This is a genomic window from Hymenobacter armeniacus (assembly GCF_014699055.1).
Taxonomy (GTDB): domain Bacteria; phylum Bacteroidota; class Bacteroidia; order Cytophagales; family Hymenobacteraceae; genus Hymenobacter; species Hymenobacter armeniacus.
In genome coordinates this window covers 130,175-147,358 of sequence record NZ_JACXAC010000001.1, presented here as the reverse complement: position 1 = coordinate 147,358, position 17,184 = coordinate 130,175, and the positions used below count along the sequence as shown (strand labels likewise).

Sequence of the window (17,184 nt, the reverse complement as noted above, 5' to 3'; positions counted from 1 at the left end):
GGCTACTTCGAGGCAAACGTGGCGAGCTGGGCCAGCTTAATCTGGGTTTGCTTCTCCCAATAGTCCTGCTTGGCGGTATTGAGGCCGTGGTTGGTTTCGGCATCGTACCGGTTTTGCTCCCGGTCCCACTGGTCGTACACCAGCTTGGTGACGTTGTTGAAGCCCGGCTGGAGCTTTTCGCAGTTGGCTTTGGCCGCAAACACCAGCAGCTTCTGGCGCATGATGCGGGCGTAGACCTCCGTGATGTCGAAATGCACCTGCTCGTGGCGCAGCAGCGCGGGCGTGATGGCGGCCGGGTTGCGAATCCAGGACGTGTTGGGGTTGAAGGTGGCGTGCACCGTGCTCGAAAACACGAAGTCGCGGCAGGCCGCGTCGGCCTTCAGGTCGGAAGTGGTGAGGGCGGCCAGCCGGTCGGAAGGCCCGGGCCGGCCCAGAAAGTCGGCCACCGTGAGCGGGCGCGTGGCCGACCATTCGATGAGCGCCGCGGCCGGTTTGGCCGCGGGTGCAGGCTTGGCGGCGGGCGCTTGCAGCCAGCTGGCCACAACTAGGAACGAAGTCAGAAAAGAGAACATAGGAAATAATGGATAAGTACTAATTAAACTGCGCGCCAGCGCATTTAAACCAATGACCGCGCTAAAATTAGCCTATTTTCTGAATTTCTCTTGCGCTTGGCTTTCCCTCCCGCGCTATGGCGCAGCGGCTCGCGCGGCCGCTGGCAGCGGAGCACCGGGCGCGGTTTCGCGGCGGAAGCGCAGCAGCAGCACGCCGGCCACAATGCTGAGGCCCACCAGCAGGCCCGTCCACACGCCCGGCGCGCCCAGGTGCAGCCGGAACCCCAGGAAATAGCCCAGCGGCAACGCCACGGCCCAATACGCCAGCAGCGCCACCACCGAGGGCACCTTCACGTCTTCCAGCCCGCGCAAGGCACCCAGCCCCACCACCTGCAAGCCATCCGACACCTGAAACAGCGCGGCGATGAGCAACAACGAAGCCGCCTGCGCCACCACGGCCGGGTCGTGGGTGTACATGAGCGGCGCCACGTGCCGGGCCACCACAAACAGCAGCCCCATCGCACCCATAAAGGCAAAGCCCAGCACGTAGGCCGCAAAGCCGGCCTGCCGGGCCTCGGCCAGCTGCCCGCTCCCCAGCAGATTTCCCACCCGAATGGTGGCCGCCGCCGAAATGCCGCTGGCCGCCATGTAGGTAATGGAAGCCAGGTTGATGGCCACTTGGTGCGCGGCCAGCGTGGTGGCGCCCAGCCAGCCTATCATGATGGCGGAAGCGGCAAAAGCCCCGACCTCAAACGCCATCTGCACCCCGATGGGGGCGCCGATGTCGAAGAGCCGGCGCAGCGTAGCCGCGTCGGGCAGCCAGCGCGTCACGGCGGCGCGGTATTCGTGCAGGCGCGGCGCCAGCAGCACGTAGGCCGCCATCAGCACCGCCATCAGCACGCGGGCAATGAGCGTGGCCCAGGCCGACCCCATCAGCCCCATGCGGGGCGCGCCCCAGTGGCCAAACACCAGGGCGTAGCACAGCAGGGCGTTCACCACGTTGGCCAGCACCGACAGCCACATGGCCTGCCGCGTCAGCCCCAGGCCTTCGGCAAACTCGCGGAAGCCCTGGTACACCATCAGTGGCAGCAGCGACCAGCTGATGACCCGCACCCACGGCGCGGCCAGGGCCTCTACCTCCGGCGACTGGCCCAGGTAGTGCAACAGGTAGGGCACCACCTGCCCCACCCCGGCCAGCAGCAGGCCCGCCAGCGCGCTCAGCCACACCGAAGAGGCCAGCAGCCGGCCCAGGTCGGGCAGGTCGCGGCGCCCGTGGGCCGAGGCCACCAGCGGCACGCTGCCCATGCTCAGGCCAATGCCCAGTATCATGAGCACCGTGGTGCTGCTCACGCCCAGGCTCACGGCCGCCAGCGGCACCGTGCCCGTGCGCCCCACCAGCACCGAATCGACAAAGCCCACCAGGATGTGCCCCAGTTGGGAGAGCACCACGGGGTAGGCCAACAGCAAGGTGGGCCGCAGGTGCGGCCGGATATTCTGCAACATATTTTTCGCCTTCAACAGGCCGATAAAGGTACGGGGACCGCCGCCAAGCCCCGGAAAACCGGCGGCTAGTCCTGCGCCGGCGCCACCACGGAGCCGATGCGCTGCACCGCCACCTCCAGCGCCTCGGGCGCCACGGCATAGGACAGCCGCACGAAGCCCGCGGCGCCCCAGCTGGCGCCGTCCACCACTTCCACACCCGCCTCCGCCAGCCGGCGCACCAGCTGTGCTGAGGCCTCGGCAGCGGGCAGGCCCGGCGCCAGAAACCGGGTAAAGTCAGCAAAAACGTAGTACGTGCCCTCCGGAGCCACCACTGTTGGGGCGCCCGGCAATGCGGCCAGCGCAGCCAGCAGCCGCTCGCGGTTGGGCCGCAGCTGCGCGCACAGCGCCTGGCTGATTTCGTCGGCGTGGCGGGTGGCGGCCAGGGCGGCGGCCTGGCTGGGCACCGGCACCGCCACGCCCGTGGCAAATAGCCGGGCCGTGACGGCGCGGGCCAGCTCGGGCGGCGCCACTAGGCAGCCCACGCCCCAGCCCGCCAGGGCCAGCGACTTCGAGAAGCCGCTCACCACCACGTGCCGGCCGTGCGGGTCGGGCCAAGCCAGCAGCGTGGGCACGGGCTCGGCCCCGAAGCAGATGCCTTCGTAAATCTCGTCGCTGAGCACCCACAGCGCCGGAAAGTCGGCGGTCACGGCCAGCAGCGCGGCCCACTCGGCGCGCGAATACACGCGGCCGGTGGGGTTGTTGGGGTTGCTGAGCAGCAGCAGCCGGGTGGCCGGCGTGAGCGCGGCCCGCAGGGCCTCCGGCGTGAGGGCGTACCCGCCGGCGGCCGACAGGGGCAGCGTGCGCAACGCGCCGCCGGCCCGGTGCACCAGTTCCACAAAGCCGAACCAATTGGGCGTGGGCATCAGCACGTCGTCGCCGGGCGTCAGCACTTCGCTCAGCACGGCAAAAAGGGCGGTTTTGGCGCCGCTGGTCACCACCACCTGCTCGGCCGCTACGGCGGGGGCGCCGCGCTGGCGGTAGCGCTGGGCCAGGGCTTCGCGCAGCTCGGGCCGGCCGGCGGGGGGCGCCACATCCAGCGGCGTATGCTGGCTGTGGGCGGCGGCCAGGGCGGCATGGGCGGCGTGCAGGGCCACATCAGGCACCGCAAAATGGCCGTAGCCCGAGGCCAGGCTTACCGTCGCTAGGGGCGTGTTCATGGCAGGTTAGTCGGGCTGGGCGGCCAGCACCACATCAGCAAAGTCGCCGGCGGCATCGGTGAAGGTTTGCACCACGAGCAGGCCGGCCTCGGCGGCCAGGGCCTCGATTTGCGCCGGCGTGAATTTGTACGAATTTTCGGTGTGAATGACCTCCCAGGCGGCAAACGCAACGGTTTCGTCCAGCGCCGCAAAGCGCACTTGCTGGGCGCGGGTGCTCACCAGGAAAGAGCGCACCGCGCCGGTGAGTGGGCTATAATCGGTGTAGTGCTGCCAGTGCGCAAGGTCGAAATCGGCGCCCAGCTCGCGGTTGAGGCGGGTGAGCAGGTTGAGGTTGAAAGCGGCGGTCACGCCCTGGGCATCGTCGTAGGCGGCGCGGATGCGCCGCGGGTCCTTCTGCAGGTCGAAGCCGATGAGCAGGCGGTCGGCGGGCGCGAGGGGCGCGGCCAGCTGGCGCAGGAAATTCAGCCGCTCGTTGGGGCCGAAGTTGCCGATGTTGGACCCCAGAAACAGCACCGCCTTGCTGCCGGGCCAGGTGCGCAGCTGCGTGAGGGCCGTGGCGTAGTCCTCCACCACCGGCGCCACGCGCAGGGCCGGCAGCTCACGCCGCAACGTGTCGACCAGCCCCGCCATGGCCCCCGAAGAAATGTCGACCGGCGCGTAGGTGAACTCGGTGCCGGCGGCCAGCAGCTCGCGTAGCAGCAGCTTGGTCTTGGCCCCGTCGCCGGCGCCCAGCTCAACCAGCGAAAACGCCTGGCCCGCCCCCGGGCTCAGGGCCGCCGCCAGCGCCGCGCCGTGCTCCCGAAAGATGGCAAATTCGGCCCGCGTGGGGTAATACTCCGGCAAGTCCATGATTTGCTGGAACAGGCGGCTGCCCGCGTCGTCGTAGAAATACATCGACGACAAGGCCTTGGGCGTTTTGCGTAGGCCTTCGGCCACGTGCTGCGCCAATTCGGCTACGGAAGGATTCAACAGAGAAGAAGTGGTCATGCAGCAGAAGGATTGCAAGGGCGCCCGGGCGACGCCGGGCAAGGAGGACAAAAGGGCCTCCCTCACTTGAGGGAAGCCCTAAAGAAACACGTACTACCTCAGCGGGCCAGCCGGATGCCGGTGAACTGCCAGCGCTTGTCGGCGTGGAAAAAATTGCGGTAGCTCACGCGAATGTGGCTTTCCGGGGTGGCGCAGGAGCCGCCGCGCAGCACCAGCTGGTTCACCATGAACTTGCCGTTGTACTCGCCCAGGGCGCCGGCGGCGCGCACGTAGCCGGGGTAGGCGTGGTAGGCCGAGTAGGTCCATTCCCAACAGTCGCCCAGCAGCTGGTGGCACTGCGCGGGGTCCGCGTCGGCGGGCAGCGGCTGGGGGTCGAAGCGGCTGCTTTCAAGCCAGGTGCCCCGGGCGGGCGTGGCCCCAAAGTGCCGGGCCGCGGTTTCCCACTCGGCTTCGGTGGGCAGGCGGGCGCCGGCCCAGTTGGCGTAGGCGTCGGCCTCGTAGAAGCTGACGTGCGTGACCGGCGCGGCCCCGTCCACGGGCTGCAGGCCGTGGTGCGTGAAGCGGTGCCACTGGCCGTCTTTCTGCACCCAATACAGCGGGGCCTCCCAGCCCTGCGCCTGGGCCAGGTCCCAGCCCTCCCCCATCCAGTAGCGGAAGTCGCGGTAGCCCCCGGCTTCGATGAAGGCCAGGTATTCGGCGTTGGTCACCAAGCGGTTTTGTAGCTCGAAAGGCGCCACCAGCACCTCGTGCGCAGCCAGCTCATTATCAAAGCAAAACCCTTCCTCCTGAAAGCCAACCCGGTAGATGCCGCCGGGCACTGGCAGCCAGGCCGCCGGCGCGGCGTGCACCGCAGGCGCCGGCAGCTGCGTGGCGGGCAAGTACTCCGGCGCCAGCGGGCTGGTGCTCAGAATGTATTTGATGTCGGTGGCCAGCAGCTCCTGGTGCTGCTGCTCGTGCTGCAGGCCCAGCTCCAGCAACTCAAAAAACGCGGCGGGCAGCTCGTCGGCGCGCTCGTCCAGCAACGTGCTCAGGGCGTCGTCGACGTGGGCGCGGTAGGCCAGCACGTCGGCCAGCGGCGGACGCGAGAGCGTGCCCCGGTCGGCACGGTTCACGCGCGAGCCCAGCGAATTGTAATAGGAGTTGAACAGAAAGGCGTAATCCGGGTGAAAAAGCTGGTAGCCGGGCGCGTACTCCTTCAACAAGAACGTTTCCCAAAACCAGGTGGTGTGGGCCAGGTGCCACTTCGGCGGGCTCACGTCGAGCATGGGCTGCACCACCGTGTCTTCGGGCAGCAGGGGCGCGCACAGGGCTTGGCTTTGGGCGCGCACGGCGTGGTAGCGGGCCAGCCAGGAAGTGGCCACGGGGGCCACCGGCGCAACGTCGAGTTGGGGCATAAAGCGGTGGCGCCCACAGGAGGGCACCGGTCCACTAACCGGCGTAGCACCGTTCAGGTTGCAGCCCCCCGGCGAAATGTGGCCGCGGCGACTCGCCGCAACGGCGTACATAAACACGCAGGCCCCGCCAATTACTACGTAGAAGCTCCTCAGTACTAAGTGGTATTTATATGTTTTTACCCTCTAAATCACAACTAAACCCTTGAATCAGGGTAGGATTACGACGCATGAATTCCTACCATTGCGTCAGGTAATTGTTTTCATTCACTGCTTTCTCACACCACTACTATGGCAACAGCTTCCATTTCCGCCCCCGCCGCCACCAAGTCGGCCACTCGCCCTGCCAACCGCGTGGGCACCAAAAGCCGTCGCGGTTTTGCCGCCATGAGCCCCGAAACCCAGCGCCGCATTGCCAGCGAAGGCGGCAAAGCCTCGCACGCCAGCGGCCGCGGCCACCGCTTCTCGACCGAAGAAGCCCGCGACGCCGGCCGCAAAGGCGGCCTGGTGAGCCGCCGGGGCAAGACCAACGCCTCGGCCACCAAGTAAAAGCAACGCACTCTCCGACTGCGGAGGCGAAGCTTGTCGCGCATCTTTGCGGCATGCTTCGCCTCCGCTTTTTGCATCGCGCCCTGCGCTTCAACTTTCCGGCCCGCACCTCGCGCGGGGCGCTGGCCGAACACGTGGCCTGGTACCTGCACCTCACCGACGACGCCCGCCCCGCCGCCGGGGGGCTGGGCGAGGCCGCGCCCCTGGCCGGCCTCAGCCCCGAATACGGCCCGGATTTTCCGGCCGCCGTGGCCCGGCTCTGCGAGCGGTTCAACGCCGGCGCGTTTGCGGCCTTCGCCGTGGCCGAGGCCCCGGGTTTTGTGGGCCCGGGGCTGCCGTCGCTGGTGTTTGCCCTCGAAACAGCCCTGCTCGACCTGGCCCGCGGCGGCCGCCGGCAGCTCTACGACAACGCCTTCAGCCGGGGCGAGGCCGCGCTGCCCATCAACGGGCTGGTGTGGATGGGCGACGCCCCGTTCATGCGCGAGCAGATTCGGCAAAAGCTGGCCGCCGGCTACCGCTGCCTGAAGCTTAAAATTGGCAGCCTGGACTTTGCAACAGAACTGAATCTGCTGGCCGAAATCCGGGCCGCGGCCGGCCCCGAGCGCCTCACGCTGCGCGTGGACGCCAACGGCGCCTTTGCCCCGGCCGATGCCCCGCACAAGCTGGCGCAGTTGGCGGCCTTCGGCATTCACTCCATCGAGCAGCCCATTGCGGCCGGCCAACCGGCGGCCCTGGCCGAGCTGTGCCGCACCTCGCCCCTGCCCATTGCGCTCGACGAAGAGCTCATCGGCGTGGAAGACCCCGCCCGCCAGGCCGCGCTGCTCGACGCGGTGCGCCCCGCCTACGTGGTGCTCAAGCCCACGCTGCTGGGCGGGCACGCGGCCACCCGCCGCTGGATTGCGCTGGCCGAGGCGCGCGGCATCGGCTGGTGGATTACGTCGGCGCTGGAGTCCAACGTCGGCCTCAACGCCGTGGCCCAGCTCACGGGCGAATACGACGTGCGCGGCTTTGCGCAGGGCCTGGGCACGGGCCAGCTCTACCACAACAACGTAGCGGCGCCCCTGCACATTGGCGGCGGCGCGCTGCGCTACGACCCGGCCGGCACCTGGGAGCTGCCGGGCTGAGGCGGCCGTTGCGGTGGTGGCGTGTCTTTGCGCTTACTTTACCGCCTCGGTAGCACTTATTTGGCCATGCTGGTTGCGCGCATCATCTGGTTGGTGGTTTTCCTCGTCTTTGGCGGGGAAATGGGCCAGCTTGCGCACGCGCAGCCAGCCGCCGCGCCGTTTGTGTTTCGCAACCCCAAACGGCACGAAGTCAAAGTGCCCATCCAGGTGCAGCGCAACCTACTGGTGGTGAGCTGCCAGCTCAACGGTCTAGGGCCTTTTAACTTTCTGCTCGACACGGGCGTGGCCACCACCATCATCACGGCCCCCCAGGTGGCCGACTCGCTGGGCCTGAAGCACGGCGAGCGGTACCGGGTGGTGGGCGCGGGCGGCTCCGACATTGGCCTGATGGCCTACCAGACCAGCGACGTGCGCGTGACCCTCGGCGGCGTGGAGGCCCCCTGCCTGGCCCCGCTGGTGCTCGAAAGCGACGTGCTCAACCTCTCGGGCTACGTGGGCACGCCCATTCACGGCATTCTGGGCTCCGAGCTGTTTCGCAGCTTTGTGGTGGCCCTGCACACCGAAGAGCTCAACATGGTGCTGAGCGACCCGGCCACCTACCAGGCCCCCAAAGGGCGGCGCTGGTCCAGCCTGCCGCTGCAGCTGGAAAAAGGCAAGGCCTATTTCACGGCCCCGGTGCAGCTCAACGACTCGCTGACCATGGACCTGAAGCTGGTGCTCGACACCGGCGCCAGCCACGCTCTCTCGCTCGAAACCGATTCGGACCCGCGCCTGCGGGGCCCCGCCCGGCGCCTGCCTGCCGAGCTCGGCCAGGGCCTGGGCGGCGTGGTGCGCGGCTACCTGGGCCGGGTGCCGTCCCTGCAGCTGGGCCGGCACCAGCTCCGGTCGGTGCTTACCTCGTTCCCTGATGAGGCCGACGTGCACCGCCGCGTGGACGTGCCCCGCAACGGCAACGTGGGCTACGAGCTGCTCAAGCGCTTTTCCCTCGTCATTGACTACCCGCACCAGCGCCTGCTGCTGCGCCCCAACGTGCGCCTGAACGAGCCCTTCGAGCACGACATGTGCGGCCTCGACCTGCTGGCCACCGGCCCCGACTACCGCCGCTTCGTGGTGCTGCGCGTCGAGCCCAACTCGCCGGCCTACGTGGCCGGCATCGAACCCACCGAGGAGCTGCTCAGCATCAATTTCCTGCCCGCCGAGGGCTTTTCGCTCACCCAGCTCAGCCGCATGCTGCGGTCCGAAGACGGCCGCTCCCTTTTTATGGTGCTGCGCCGGCAAAACGGCGACCTCCACACCGTGTCGCTGCGCCTGAAGCGGCAAATCTGAGCCCGCGCCGGCAGCCCGGCGTACCTTTGCGGCTCGTTCTGCTTACCTTTTTTGTACTTATTATGACTGCTCGACTTCTGTTGCAACTCGCCGGCGTGTTTGGTGCTTTGGGCGTGGCCATTGGTGCCTTCGGGGCCCACGCCCTGCACGACACGCTGGCCAAAGCCGGCCGCCTCGACACCTTCGAAACGGCCGTGCGCTATCAGTTTTACCACGTGCTGGCCCTGCTGGCCGTGGGCGTGCTGTGGGCGGCCCGGCCCGAGCTGCGCAGCCTGGGCACCACCGGCTGGCTGTGGCTGGGCGGCATTGTGCTGTTCAGCGGCTCGCTCTACACGCTGTGCTTCACGGGCATCACCAAGCTGGGCGCGGTGGCCCCCATCGGCGGGCTGCTGTTTGTGGCCGGCTGGCTGAGCCTGGTGCTGGCCGTGCGCGAGCTGTAGAAATCCAGCCCGGCCGTTGGGCACAAAAAAGGGCGGCCCGCTGATGCGGGCCGCCCTTTTTTGTTCAGCGCGAAGCTTACTTCACCTTGGCTTTCACCTTGGTGTCGCCGGCTTTCTCTTTCACTTTTTTGGCGTCGGTGCGCACCGAGGCGCCGCCCGAAGCTTCTACTTTCATGCCGGGAGCGGCGTTCGAGGCCACGGTGGGGTCTTTCACTTCGCCTACCAGCGACACGGTGGTGGCACCGGCGGTGGCGTTCGACTCAATGGTCAGCACTTTGTTCTGCATGCCCATTTTGCCGGTCGAGTTGAAGTGCGCCGAGATGGTGCCGGTTTTGCCGGGTGCCACGGGCTCTTTGGTCCACTCCGGGGTGGTGCAGCCGCAGCTCACGCCGATGTTGGAGATGATGAGGGGCGCGGTGCCGGTGTTCTTGAACTTGAAGGTATGGTCCACGGTACCGCCCTGCACCACGGAACCGAAGTCATACTTCGACTCTTCGAACGTGATGGCGGGACCGGCCGTTTGGCCAGCTTTGGCGGCCGGGGCCTGGGCTTGTGCCGAGAGGGCGGCAGCCGTCAGGCTCAGGGCGAGGAGCAAGGTTTTTTTCATGAGTTGAGGCTTGTTAACGATTGGTTGAGAAGGGTTGGGTTATAACAAATTTAGTGGTTTCGCAGGGACTCACAAATTTACGACCAAACTAGCCGCGTCCCCTGAAGAACCCATGAAGTTGAAGGAACCCGAAGCCGGACGGTTTCATTCCATCGGGCCCCCAAAACCACGCGCGGCGAGGCCATGCCGGCCACGGCTACTCTTCCTCCACGGGGTCGCTGATGAGCTTCTGCTGAAAATTGAGCAGAAAGAGCCGCTCCGAGGCCCGCGTGATGGCCGTGTACAACCAGCGCGCAAACTCGCCGGCCAAGGGCTCGTCGGGCTTCAGAAACCCGTGGTCGACAAACACGGCCTGCCACTGCCCGCCCTGCGCCTTGTGGCACGTCAGGGCGTAGGCGAACTTGATTTGCAGGGCGTTCAGGTACGGGTCTTTGCGCATTTCCTTGTAGCGCTCGGCCTTGGTTTTGAGGTGGGCGTAATCTTCGCTCACGGCCAGGTAGAGGGCGTTGTTGCGGTCCGACGGCAGGGCGGGGCTTTCGGTGTGCAGCGTGTCGAGCAGCAGCTTCACTTCAATCTCGGGCTCGTCGGGGTAGTCCACGAGGCGCACGTGAGCCTGCGCAAAATGAAAGCCGTACATCTCCTCGCGCCGAATGACCTTGCGGATTTCCAGGAAGTCGCCGTTGGCCAAAAAGCCGATTTCCGATTCCTTGGGCAGCCAGAAGTAGTTGTTGCGCACCACCATGAGGTAGTCGCCGCCCTCAATCTCCTCCTCGGCGTCGAACAAGGCCCGCCGGATGAGCTGGTTGTACTGATTGGCGTTGCGATTCGAGCGGCAGATGATGGTGGTGTTTTCGTGCCCAAAATTGCGGTAAGCCCAGCGCAGGCCGTCTTCCAGCTTGTCGCCGCCCATCTTGAAAATGTCGCGGAAGCCCTTGGTGTGCAGCTGGATGTTGGGCGCCTCCTCGCGCAGCTCCTCGCGCAGTTCGGTGGCGTTCACCAGGATGCCCGACTGCTGGGCTTGGCGCATTACCTGGCGCAGCTCCACGCTGCCCACCGTGGCCCGGAAGCGGTGTGCCAACAAGTCGGGGTCGAGGGCCGGGCTCAGGAGCTGGCCCACCGGCGGCAGCTGGGCCGTGTCGCCGATGAGCAGGAGCTTGTTGCTGGTTTTCTCAAACACGAAGCCCATCAAATCATCGAGCAGGCCGTTTTCGCCGAAGGCTTTCTCGTCCGAAATCATCGAGGCCTCGTCCACGATGTACAGCGTTTGCTCCACGCGGTTGGGCTGGCGCTGGAAGTTGAGCCGCTCGGAAGGCGCGCCGGAGGTTTGGCGGTAAATTTTCTTGTGGATGGTGCTGGCCGGCACGCCGGCGTAGCCCGCCATCACCTTGGCGGCGCGGCCGGTGGGCGCCATGAGCGTGTACTTGCGCTGCAGCTTGTGCAGCCACTGCACCAAGGCGCTCACCACGGTGGTTTTGCCGGTGCCGGCGTAGCCGCGCAGCACAAAAATCTTGCGGCCCGGCAGTTGGTCTTTCAAAAAAGCGTCGAGCTGCGTGAACAGCAGGGCTTGGTCCTCGGTGGGTTCGTAGGGGAAATAGTCGCGGACCGAGGGGGTGCGGAGGGAGAGCATGGATGCTTTAACTACTAAAATGAAACGCCGGCCGCGGAAAGAGGCCTCAGCCTTGCGGCTCAATCACCACCATCGTGCCGCTGGCTTTGGCGATGAGCAGGTCGTCGCACCACACTTCCGCTTCGCAGAACTGGAGGCGGCGCCCGGCTTTCAACACCCAACCGATGGCTTTTAATTTCTGGCCCACGCCGGGGTGCAGGTAAGAAATCTTTAAGTCGGAGGTTACCAGGCCGTAATCGTCCGGAATAAGGGTGACGCCGGCAAAACCGGCCACCAAATCGGCCATGGTGGCGATGAGGCCGCCGTGCGCGAAGCCGCGCTGCTGCTGGTGCTGCTCGCCCAGGGTCAGCTCGGCCTCGACGCGCCCTGGGATTATCACCGTCAAATCGGCCCCGATGAGGTGCATGAACCGCTGGCGCGTGAGCTTGCGGCGAATGCGGGCTTCAAGGTCTTGGGCAGCGGCAGAAGTTTCAGAAGGGTGGACTGACACGAAGAAAAAGCTATGTTTGCTTGAAAGAAAAATGGAATGCCCTTGTTTTGTGCGGCCTTGTACTTTGGCACTGACACTAGAACTAGTTAATACTATAAAACAGCTCTGCGAGGGCGTACGCCGCACTTTGCGCTTTGGCAGGCCAAAGGTACTGGCCTGGGGCCGGTGGTCTGCCCCGGCGCGTTTATTTCCCTTTCCCCTTTGCGGCCCCTACAATGGAACACGTTTCGGCAATGCAGTATGCGGTGGCAGTCGCGCTAGGCTTGGGCCTGTCGGCGTGCAGCGGCTTCCGGGTGTTTGTGCCGCTGCTGGCGGCCAGCGTGGCGTACCGCACCGGCTACCTGGCGCCGGCCAGCGGGTTTGAATGGCTCGGTAGCCGGGCCGCGCTGCTCACCCTGGCCGTGGCCACGCTGGTGGAAATAGCCGGGTACTACCTCCCGGTGGTCGACCACCTGCTCGACACGCTCACCACGCCGGCGTCGTTTGTGGCCGGCACCATTCTCATGACTTCGGCCCTGCCCCACCTCGACCCCACCCTGCGCTGGACGCTGGGCGTGCTGGTGGGGGGCGGCACGGCGGGCCTGGTGCAGTCCGGCACGGCCCTGCTGCGCGGCGCCTCCACGGCCACCACGGGCGGCCTGGCCAACCCGGTACTCGCCACCGTGGAAAACACCGTGGCCGTGGGCGGCGTCGTGCTCACGCTGCTGCTGCCGTTGCTGGCCGCGGGATTGGTGGTGGTGCTCGTCGGCGTCATTCTGAGCCGGCTGCGGCGGTGGCGCCAGCGCCGCCACACCACCTAGCGCCGCACTGTCGGGCTTAATATTTTTGAGAGTAGGTCCAAAACAATGTCGGTTGGTCGGCGTTAGCCGTACACGGAGACGCTCCTGCCGCTCGGATGCGCCCCGCACCACCCCACGCTCATGTTTGATTCTTCTCCCTCCTCCCCCGACGCCCTGCTGGCTGCTTATGCGGGCCGCGTGCGGGTGCGGACTGGCGGGCTGCTGCTCCGCGACGGGGCCCTGCTGCTGGCGGGCCACCGGGGCCTGCTGCCCCACGGCGCCCCATTCTGGTCGCCGCCCGGCGGCGGCTGGCAGTTTGGCGAAAGCCTGAAGGCGGCGCTCGTCCGCGAGTTTCACGAAGAAACCGGCCTCACGGTGCAGGTAGGCCGTTTTTTGCACCTGCACGAATTCAGCACCGATAAGCTGCAGGCGCTGGAACTGTTTTTTGAAGTGCTGGCCGACGGCGCCGCCCAGCCCCAGCTCGGGCACGACCCCGAGCACGCCACCGACCAGCAACTGCTCGTCGACCTGGCCTGGCTCACGCCGCGGCAGCTGCTGCAATTGCCCCCGGCCCAGGTGCATCCCGTGTTGCAGCACATTCTCAGCACCGACGACGTGTTTGTGCCGCAGGTGCGCTTCGTGTGAGGCAGGACGGCAGTGGCGCCAGCCATTGTCCTCCGCGACTCGTGCGAACGTGGCTCGGCCGTTCGCTGCACCCAGAATGACGGGGTTTCCCCCAATTCTTCCGCGCGCATTCTGCCTTCCTCACCGACTCAAGCGTTATCTTTAGCCCCGGCCACTGGGCCTGTTTCGCTTCGAATTCGTGCCTGCCTCCGTTTCTTCTGCTTCCTCCGCTTCGGCGGCCACGTCCGGCGCCCTGCTGCGCCTGCGCGACGAAACCTTCGACCCCGGCAATCTGGGGGCCTACAACCTGTACTTGCTGGCCAGCCCCACGCGCCTGCAGCTGGCCGCCGTCGACGTGGAGCGCCACAAGTTTGTGCTGCTGGAAGAATATCCGCTGGCTGCGGGGGGGCTGGACGCGCTGGCCGCGCAGCACGACTGCCTGGGCCAACGTGGCTGGAACGCCGTGCGCCTCGCCGTCACGGGCCGTGGGTTCACGCTGCTGCCCGCCCCGCTGTTTCGGCCCGGCGACGAAGAAGCGGCCCTGCGCCTGCACCACGCCCCCTCTCCCACCGAAACCGTACGCCACACCACCCACCCGGGCCTGGAGCTGGTGAACGTGTTTGCCGCCGATGCGCGCCAGGCCGACTGGCTGACGGCCACGCACGGCGCCAGCGGCCGCCTGCTGCACCACACCAGCGCCCTGCTGGCCGGCCTGGTGCACCAGCGCGGGGCCGCGGCCCCGCGCCGCCTCTACCTCAACCCCGGCCCGCAGGAGCTGACGCTGGTGGTGCTGGGCCAGCACCTGGAGTACTGCAACGTGTTTTCCTGCACCACGGCTGAAGACGTGGTGTACTACACCATCCTCGTGATGCAGGAGCTGCACCTCGACCCCGACCAGGACGAGGTGACCGTGTGGGGCGAGCTCATGCCCGATTCGGCCATTTTCAGCCTGCTGCGCACCTACGTGCGCAACGTGCGCTTTGGCCCGCGCCCCGGCAACGTGCAGTACAGCTACCGCCTCAACGACGTGTTCGAGTACCGGTATTTCGACCTGTTCAGCCTGCATTTCTGCTGAACGCCAACTTAATTTCCATGCCCCGCATTGCCATTTTCCCCGGCTCCTTCGACCCCTTCACCAACGGGCACCTCGACGTGGTGCGCCGCGGCGTGGAGCTTTTCGACGAAGTAATCGTGGCCATTGGCACCAACAGCAGCAAGCAGCGCTACCTGCCCGTGGAGCAGATGGTGGGCCTCATCGCAGGGGTGTTCGAGCACGAGCCCCGCGTATCGGTGCGCACGTTCAAGGGCCTCACCGCGGAATTTGCCCGCGAGACGGGCGCCCGCTACCTGCTGCGCGGCCTGCGCAACAGCCCCGATTTCGAATACGAAAAGCCCATTGCCTACGGCAACCAGCACGTCAATCCCGGCCTGGAAACCGTGTTTTTGCTCACCTCGCCCGCCCTGGGGTCGGTGAGCAGCACCATCATCCGCGACATTCACCGCTTCGGGGGCAACGTGGATGCTTTTCTGCCCTACCCCATGCCGCCGCTCGGCCGCTGATGCCTGCCCGACCGGCCTACTGATTGAGGGCCACGGGCAGCACGCGCAGGCCCAGCAGTTGGGTGGGCCGCCGCACCTGGAAAACCGGCAGCACGAGGTAGCGGTCGGCACCGAGCTGCAGGCGGGCGCGGTTCATGAGGTCGCTTTCGTTGCTGCCCAGCAGCAACAGGTCGTTCACTTCCCGCGACCGGTGGTCGTAGGCCACTATCATGGCCAGCCCGCGGCTCCGAAACAGGGCCATTGAGTCTAAAGCGCCGCTGCGTTGGCTTTGGGCGGTCACGGTGGGGTCCACAAAGTCGGTGGGCAGCGGCAGCGCCGGTCCCACCCGCGCGTTCATCTCATCAATGCTGAGGTTGAGCAAGGCGGGCACGTCGACGCCCGGCTGGGTAGGACCGCCGGCCGGGGCGCGCGACGCAACGACGCGCTGGGGCTCGTGCGAGCCCGAACAAGCGCCCATTCCCATTACCGTAGCCAATAGCCCTGCCAGAATCGGTCGCATAGACCGCAATATACTGCTATTTTCCGGTGGCGGACGCCTCTTTGGCTTGTTTCCCAGTCATATGGCTGAGGTAATACCGCACCACCAGCGCAATGGAAGCATAGGAATCTTCGAGTTTGGCCAGAGCCTCCTGCGGCGACATCCAGCGCACTTCCTCGATGTACTCTTCGGTTTGGGGCTTCATGAGGCTGTCGTCGAGACACTTCATGAGGTACCAATTGGTCTTTTTCAGCATCTTGTTGCCTTTGTAGGCGTAGCTGTGCCAGGTGCTGGGCAGCTTTTCGCCCAGCTCGAGCTTGATGTTGGTTTCTTCTTCCACCTCGCGCAAGGCGCCGGCGGCCGTGTCCTCGTCGCTCTTGAGCTTGCCCTTGGGCAGGTCCCACTTGCCGAGGCGGTAAATCATGAGCACCTGGTCGCCTTTCACCACCAATCCGCCGCCGGCTTTGGCAATTTTGAACTGGTCTTTCAGGTGCAGGATGACGTGCTTTTTCTTTTTGACCAGCATGGTCAGCGACTTAAGCTTTTTGAGCTTTTTCACCTCCATCAGGCGCAGAAGGCGGTCGATGAACAGCGGGCCGGCGTCTTTCACCAGCACGTCGCCCACCAAGTCTTTCGACGTGAAGTCATCGTCGGGATTGAGCACCAAGTCGAACTTGTGCTTGTACACTTTCTCGCTGAGTTTTTTGATGACCAGCGGAATGTCGTTGATGAAAATATTCATCGGAAAAAGCGGCTTGGGGAAACGATAACGGGCAACGGGGCCGCCGAAATCAGAAAGAAATTGAGAGGAATGCTTTGGGCAGCGGGCGCAAGATACGGGGCCCGGCCGATTTGCCGGAGCGCTGCATCTTTGCGCCATGACACGCATTGGCCTGCTTTCCGACACCCACGGCTACCTCGACGAGCGAATCGCGCATCATCTGCGCGGCTGCGACGAAATCTGGCACGCCGGAGACTTCGGCGATGCCCGCGTGGTGGACGAACTGCAGGCCTTAGCGCCGCGCTTTCGGGGCGTGTACGGCAATATCGACGGCACGGACGTGCGCCGCACCCAGCCCCTGGTTCAACGCTTTGAAATAGAAGGGCTTCGGGTGCTAATTACGCACATTGGCGGCTACCCGGGCCACTACGCGCCCGCCGCCCGGCCCCTGCTGGCCGAGGCACGGCCGGGCCTGTTCATCACCGGCCACTCCCACATTTTGCGGGTGATGCCGGATAAAAAGCTGGGCCTGCTGCACCTGAACCCGGGCGCGGCCGGACGGCACGGCTTCCACCAAGTGCGCACGCTGCTGCGCTTCGGCATCGAAGCCGGGCGGGTGGTGGACCTGCAGGCCGTGGAGCTGGGCAAGCGGGCCAGCTAGCGCTGGCCCAGCGCGGCCCGCAAACCAAAAAGCCCCGGCTCGTTTGCAGAGCTGGGGCTTTTCACCTTATGGGGCACTGGCCGCGCAACGCGGGCCGGATGGCTCCGCTCACTCGGCACGGGCGGCGGTATTAGAGCGCGATTTCGGGCTTGGGGTGCTCGCCTTCCTGGCCGTCTTCGTTCACGGGCTTGGTTACGGCTTCGGCGTCGTCGAAAGCTTCGGCGTTGGCGGCGGTTTCGTCGGTGGCGGGCGTTACGGCCTCTTTCACAGTTTCAACGGCGTCGGCCACCACTTCTTTCACCTTTTCGGCAGCGGCAGTGGCGGTTTTCTTCACGGCAGCCACGGCACCGGCCACGCCACCGGTGGTGGCAAAGCGCGACTTCAGCTCCTCGATGTCCACGTTTTTCAGAACGGGCGTGCGGAGCAATTCCTTGATGATGTGCTGCTTGTTGTTAGCGCGGGCAATGTTCTTGCGGTGCTTGCGCTTGAGGCGGGTAACGGACATGGTGCCGGGATGGTTAAAGTCTAAGCTTACGAAACGGAGGGCAAAAGTAGGGCTTTCATTTTGAA

At 65.8% G+C, this 17,184-nt stretch carries 20 protein-coding genes; 9 read left to right on the top strand and 11 right to left on the bottom strand.

Annotated elements, in window-relative coordinates:
- Positions 1 to 2: 2 nt before the first annotated feature.
- The 5 genes from IC234_RS00720 to egtB all read right to left on the bottom strand — a co-directional run bounded on the left by IC234_RS00720 (position 3) and on the right by egtB (position 5,631).
- The gene (locus IC234_RS00720; protein ID WP_190921919.1) at positions 3 to 572 is read right to left on the bottom strand and encodes a DUF922 domain-containing protein; all 570 of its coding nucleotides are present in this window, start codon (positions 570 to 572) and stop codon (positions 3 to 5) included.
- A 114-nt stretch (positions 573 to 686) separates the two neighbouring features.
- Positions 687 to 2,054, bottom strand: coding sequence for an MATE family efflux transporter (locus IC234_RS00715; protein WP_190921918.1), 1,368 nt, complete (start codon positions 2,052 to 2,054; stop codon positions 687 to 689).
- Positions 2,055 to 2,119: 65 nt separating this feature from the next.
- Positions 2,120 to 3,250 carry a pyridoxal phosphate-dependent aminotransferase gene (locus IC234_RS00710; RefSeq protein WP_190921917.1) on the bottom strand — a complete coding sequence of 377 codons (1,131 nt, stop codon included), beginning with the start codon at positions 3,248 to 3,250 and terminating at the stop codon, positions 2,120 to 2,122.
- 6 nt (positions 3,251 to 3,256) lie between these two features.
- Entirely contained in the window at positions 3,257 to 4,237 is a 981-nt protein-coding gene (gene egtD, locus IC234_RS00705; protein ID WP_190921916.1) for an L-histidine N(alpha)-methyltransferase, read from the bottom strand.
- A 98-nt stretch (positions 4,238 to 4,335) separates the two neighbouring features.
- Positions 4,336 to 5,631 (bottom strand): ergothioneine biosynthesis protein EgtB, encoded by a 1,296-nt coding sequence (egtB, locus tag IC234_RS00700; RefSeq protein ID WP_190921915.1) that lies wholly within the window; start codon positions 5,629 to 5,631, stop codon positions 4,336 to 4,338.
- 288 nt (positions 5,632 to 5,919) lie between these two features.
- Between egtB and IC234_RS00695 the strand changes: the two genes are divergently transcribed.
- The 4 genes from IC234_RS00695 to IC234_RS00680 all read left to right on the top strand — a co-directional run bounded on the left by IC234_RS00695 (position 5,920) and on the right by IC234_RS00680 (position 9,067).
- Complete coding sequence (locus IC234_RS00695) at positions 5,920 to 6,177, top strand: KGG domain-containing protein (RefSeq protein ID WP_190921914.1); 258 nt, start codon at positions 5,920 to 5,922, stop codon at positions 6,175 to 6,177.
- Positions 6,178 to 6,230: 53 nt separating this feature from the next.
- Positions 6,231 to 7,301: an o-succinylbenzoate synthase gene (locus IC234_RS00690; protein WP_190921913.1), complete on the top strand. Its 1,071-nt coding sequence runs from the start codon at positions 6,231 to 6,233 to the stop codon at positions 7,299 to 7,301.
- A 66-nt stretch (positions 7,302 to 7,367) separates the two neighbouring features.
- A complete protein-coding gene (locus tag IC234_RS00685; protein ID WP_190921912.1) occupies positions 7,368 to 8,627 on the top strand; it encodes an aspartyl protease family protein in 1,260 nt (419 codons plus the stop codon).
- A gap of 62 nt (positions 8,628 to 8,689) precedes the next feature.
- Positions 8,690 to 9,067, top strand: coding sequence for a DUF423 domain-containing protein (locus IC234_RS00680; protein ID WP_190921911.1), 378 nt, complete (start codon positions 8,690 to 8,692; stop codon positions 9,065 to 9,067).
- 76 nt (positions 9,068 to 9,143) lie between these two features.
- Here IC234_RS00680 and IC234_RS00675 read toward each other — a convergent pair whose 3' ends face one another.
- The 3 genes from IC234_RS00675 to IC234_RS00665 form a co-directional block, all read right to left on the bottom strand.
- A complete protein-coding gene (locus IC234_RS00675; RefSeq protein WP_190921910.1) occupies positions 9,144 to 9,674 on the bottom strand; it encodes a DUF1573 domain-containing protein in 531 nt (176 codons plus the stop codon).
- Positions 9,675 to 9,870: 196 nt separating this feature from the next.
- On the bottom strand, positions 9,871 to 11,301 hold the full coding sequence (locus tag IC234_RS00670; RefSeq protein ID WP_190921909.1) for an ATP-dependent DNA helicase: 1,431 nt from the start codon (positions 11,299 to 11,301) through the stop codon (positions 9,871 to 9,873).
- A gap of 46 nt (positions 11,302 to 11,347) precedes the next feature.
- A complete protein-coding gene (locus IC234_RS00665) occupies positions 11,348 to 11,791 on the bottom strand; it encodes a PaaI family thioesterase (RefSeq protein ID WP_317173302.1) in 444 nt (147 codons plus the stop codon).
- Between the two features lie 215 nt (positions 11,792 to 12,006).
- Here IC234_RS00665 and IC234_RS00660 point away from each other — a divergent pair, with 215 nt between their 5' ends.
- The 4 genes from IC234_RS00660 to coaD all read left to right on the top strand — a co-directional run bounded on the left by IC234_RS00660 (position 12,007) and on the right by coaD (position 14,754).
- Positions 12,007 to 12,591 carry a DUF4126 domain-containing protein gene (locus IC234_RS00660; protein ID WP_190921908.1) on the top strand — a complete coding sequence of 195 codons (585 nt, stop codon included), beginning with the start codon at positions 12,007 to 12,009 and terminating at the stop codon, positions 12,589 to 12,591.
- A gap of 120 nt (positions 12,592 to 12,711) precedes the next feature.
- The gene (locus IC234_RS00655; RefSeq protein WP_190921907.1) at positions 12,712 to 13,215 is read left to right on the top strand and encodes an NUDIX domain-containing protein; all 504 of its coding nucleotides are present in this window, start codon (positions 12,712 to 12,714) and stop codon (positions 13,213 to 13,215) included.
- Between the two features lie 178 nt (positions 13,216 to 13,393).
- Positions 13,394 to 14,269 (top strand): DUF3822 family protein, encoded by an 876-nt coding sequence (locus IC234_RS00650; protein ID WP_190921906.1) that lies wholly within the window; start codon positions 13,394 to 13,396, stop codon positions 14,267 to 14,269.
- A 17-nt stretch (positions 14,270 to 14,286) separates the two neighbouring features.
- Positions 14,287 to 14,754 carry a pantetheine-phosphate adenylyltransferase gene (coaD, locus tag IC234_RS00645; RefSeq protein ID WP_190921905.1) on the top strand — a complete coding sequence of 156 codons (468 nt, stop codon included), beginning with the start codon at positions 14,287 to 14,289 and terminating at the stop codon, positions 14,752 to 14,754.
- A gap of 16 nt (positions 14,755 to 14,770) precedes the next feature.
- Here coaD and IC234_RS00640 read toward each other — a convergent pair whose 3' ends face one another.
- Complete coding sequence (locus tag IC234_RS00640; protein WP_223827414.1) at positions 14,771 to 15,211, bottom strand: hypothetical protein; 441 nt, start codon at positions 15,209 to 15,211, stop codon at positions 14,771 to 14,773.
- 58 nt (positions 15,212 to 15,269) lie between these two features.
- Positions 15,270 to 15,974 (bottom strand): NUDIX hydrolase, encoded by a 705-nt coding sequence (locus IC234_RS00635; RefSeq protein ID WP_190921903.1) that lies wholly within the window; start codon positions 15,972 to 15,974, stop codon positions 15,270 to 15,272.
- A 136-nt stretch (positions 15,975 to 16,110) separates the two neighbouring features.
- Here IC234_RS00635 and IC234_RS00630 point away from each other — a divergent pair, with 136 nt between their 5' ends.
- Complete coding sequence (locus tag IC234_RS00630; protein ID WP_190921902.1) at positions 16,111 to 16,614, top strand: metallophosphoesterase family protein; 504 nt, start codon at positions 16,111 to 16,113, stop codon at positions 16,612 to 16,614.
- Positions 16,615 to 16,744: 130 nt separating this feature from the next.
- Here the strand turns inward: IC234_RS00630 and IC234_RS00625 are convergent, their stop codons facing one another.
- Positions 16,745 to 17,119: a hypothetical protein gene (locus IC234_RS00625; RefSeq protein WP_190922665.1), complete on the bottom strand. Its 375-nt coding sequence runs from the start codon at positions 17,117 to 17,119 to the stop codon at positions 16,745 to 16,747.
- Between the last annotated feature and the right edge of the window lie 65 nt (positions 17,120 to 17,184).

What these genes read in the sequence shown, in the direction of transcription:
- egtD (WP_190921916.1), bottom strand. Translation starts at nt 4,237, where the DNA reads ATGACCACTTCTTCTCTGTTGAATCCTTCCGTAGCCGAATTGGCGCAG.
- IC234_RS00685 (WP_190921912.1), top strand. Translation starts at nt 7,368, where the DNA reads ATGCTGGTTGCGCGCATCATCTGGTTGGTGGTTTTCCTCGTCTTTGGC.
- IC234_RS00710 (WP_190921917.1), bottom strand. Translation starts at nt 3,250, where the DNA reads ATGAACACGCCCCTAGCGACGGTAAGCCTGGCCTCGGGCTACGGCCAT.
- IC234_RS00660 (WP_190921908.1), top strand. Translation starts at nt 12,007, where the DNA reads ATGGAACACGTTTCGGCAATGCAGTATGCGGTGGCAGTCGCGCTAGGC.
- IC234_RS00675 (WP_190921910.1), bottom strand. Translation starts at nt 9,674, where the DNA reads ATGAAAAAAACCTTGCTCCTCGCCCTGAGCCTGACGGCTGCCGCCCTC.
- IC234_RS00630 (WP_190921902.1), top strand. Translation starts at nt 16,111, where the DNA reads ATGACACGCATTGGCCTGCTTTCCGACACCCACGGCTACCTCGACGAG.
- IC234_RS00670 (WP_190921909.1), bottom strand. Translation starts at nt 11,301, where the DNA reads ATGCTCTCCCTCCGCACCCCCTCGGTCCGCGACTATTTCCCCTACGAA.
- coaD (WP_190921905.1), top strand. Translation starts at nt 14,287, where the DNA reads ATGCCCCGCATTGCCATTTTCCCCGGCTCCTTCGACCCCTTCACCAAC.
- IC234_RS00680 (WP_190921911.1), top strand. Translation starts at nt 8,690, where the DNA reads ATGACTGCTCGACTTCTGTTGCAACTCGCCGGCGTGTTTGGTGCTTTG.
- IC234_RS00635 (WP_190921903.1), bottom strand. Translation starts at nt 15,974, where the DNA reads ATGAATATTTTCATCAACGACATTCCGCTGGTCATCAAAAAACTCAGC.
- IC234_RS00640 (WP_223827414.1), bottom strand. Translation starts at nt 15,211, where the DNA reads ATGGGCGCTTGTTCGGGCTCGCACGAGCCCCAGCGCGTCGTTGCGTCG.
- IC234_RS00715 (WP_190921918.1), bottom strand. Translation starts at nt 2,054, where the DNA reads ATGTTGCAGAATATCCGGCCGCACCTGCGGCCCACCTTGCTGTTGGCC.
- IC234_RS00625 (WP_190922665.1), bottom strand. Translation starts at nt 17,119, where the DNA reads ATGTCCGTTACCCGCCTCAAGCGCAAGCACCGCAAGAACATTGCCCGC.
- IC234_RS00695 (WP_190921914.1), top strand. Translation starts at nt 5,920, where the DNA reads ATGGCAACAGCTTCCATTTCCGCCCCCGCCGCCACCAAGTCGGCCACT.
- IC234_RS00690 (WP_190921913.1), top strand. Translation starts at nt 6,231, where the DNA reads ATGCTTCGCCTCCGCTTTTTGCATCGCGCCCTGCGCTTCAACTTTCCG.
- IC234_RS00720 (WP_190921919.1), bottom strand. Translation starts at nt 572, where the DNA reads ATGTTCTCTTTTCTGACTTCGTTCCTAGTTGTGGCCAGCTGGCTGCAA.
- egtB (WP_190921915.1), bottom strand. Translation starts at nt 5,631, where the DNA reads ATGCCCCAACTCGACGTTGCGCCGGTGGCCCCCGTGGCCACTTCCTGG.
- IC234_RS00655 (WP_190921907.1), top strand. Translation starts at nt 12,712, where the DNA reads ATGTTTGATTCTTCTCCCTCCTCCCCCGACGCCCTGCTGGCTGCTTAT.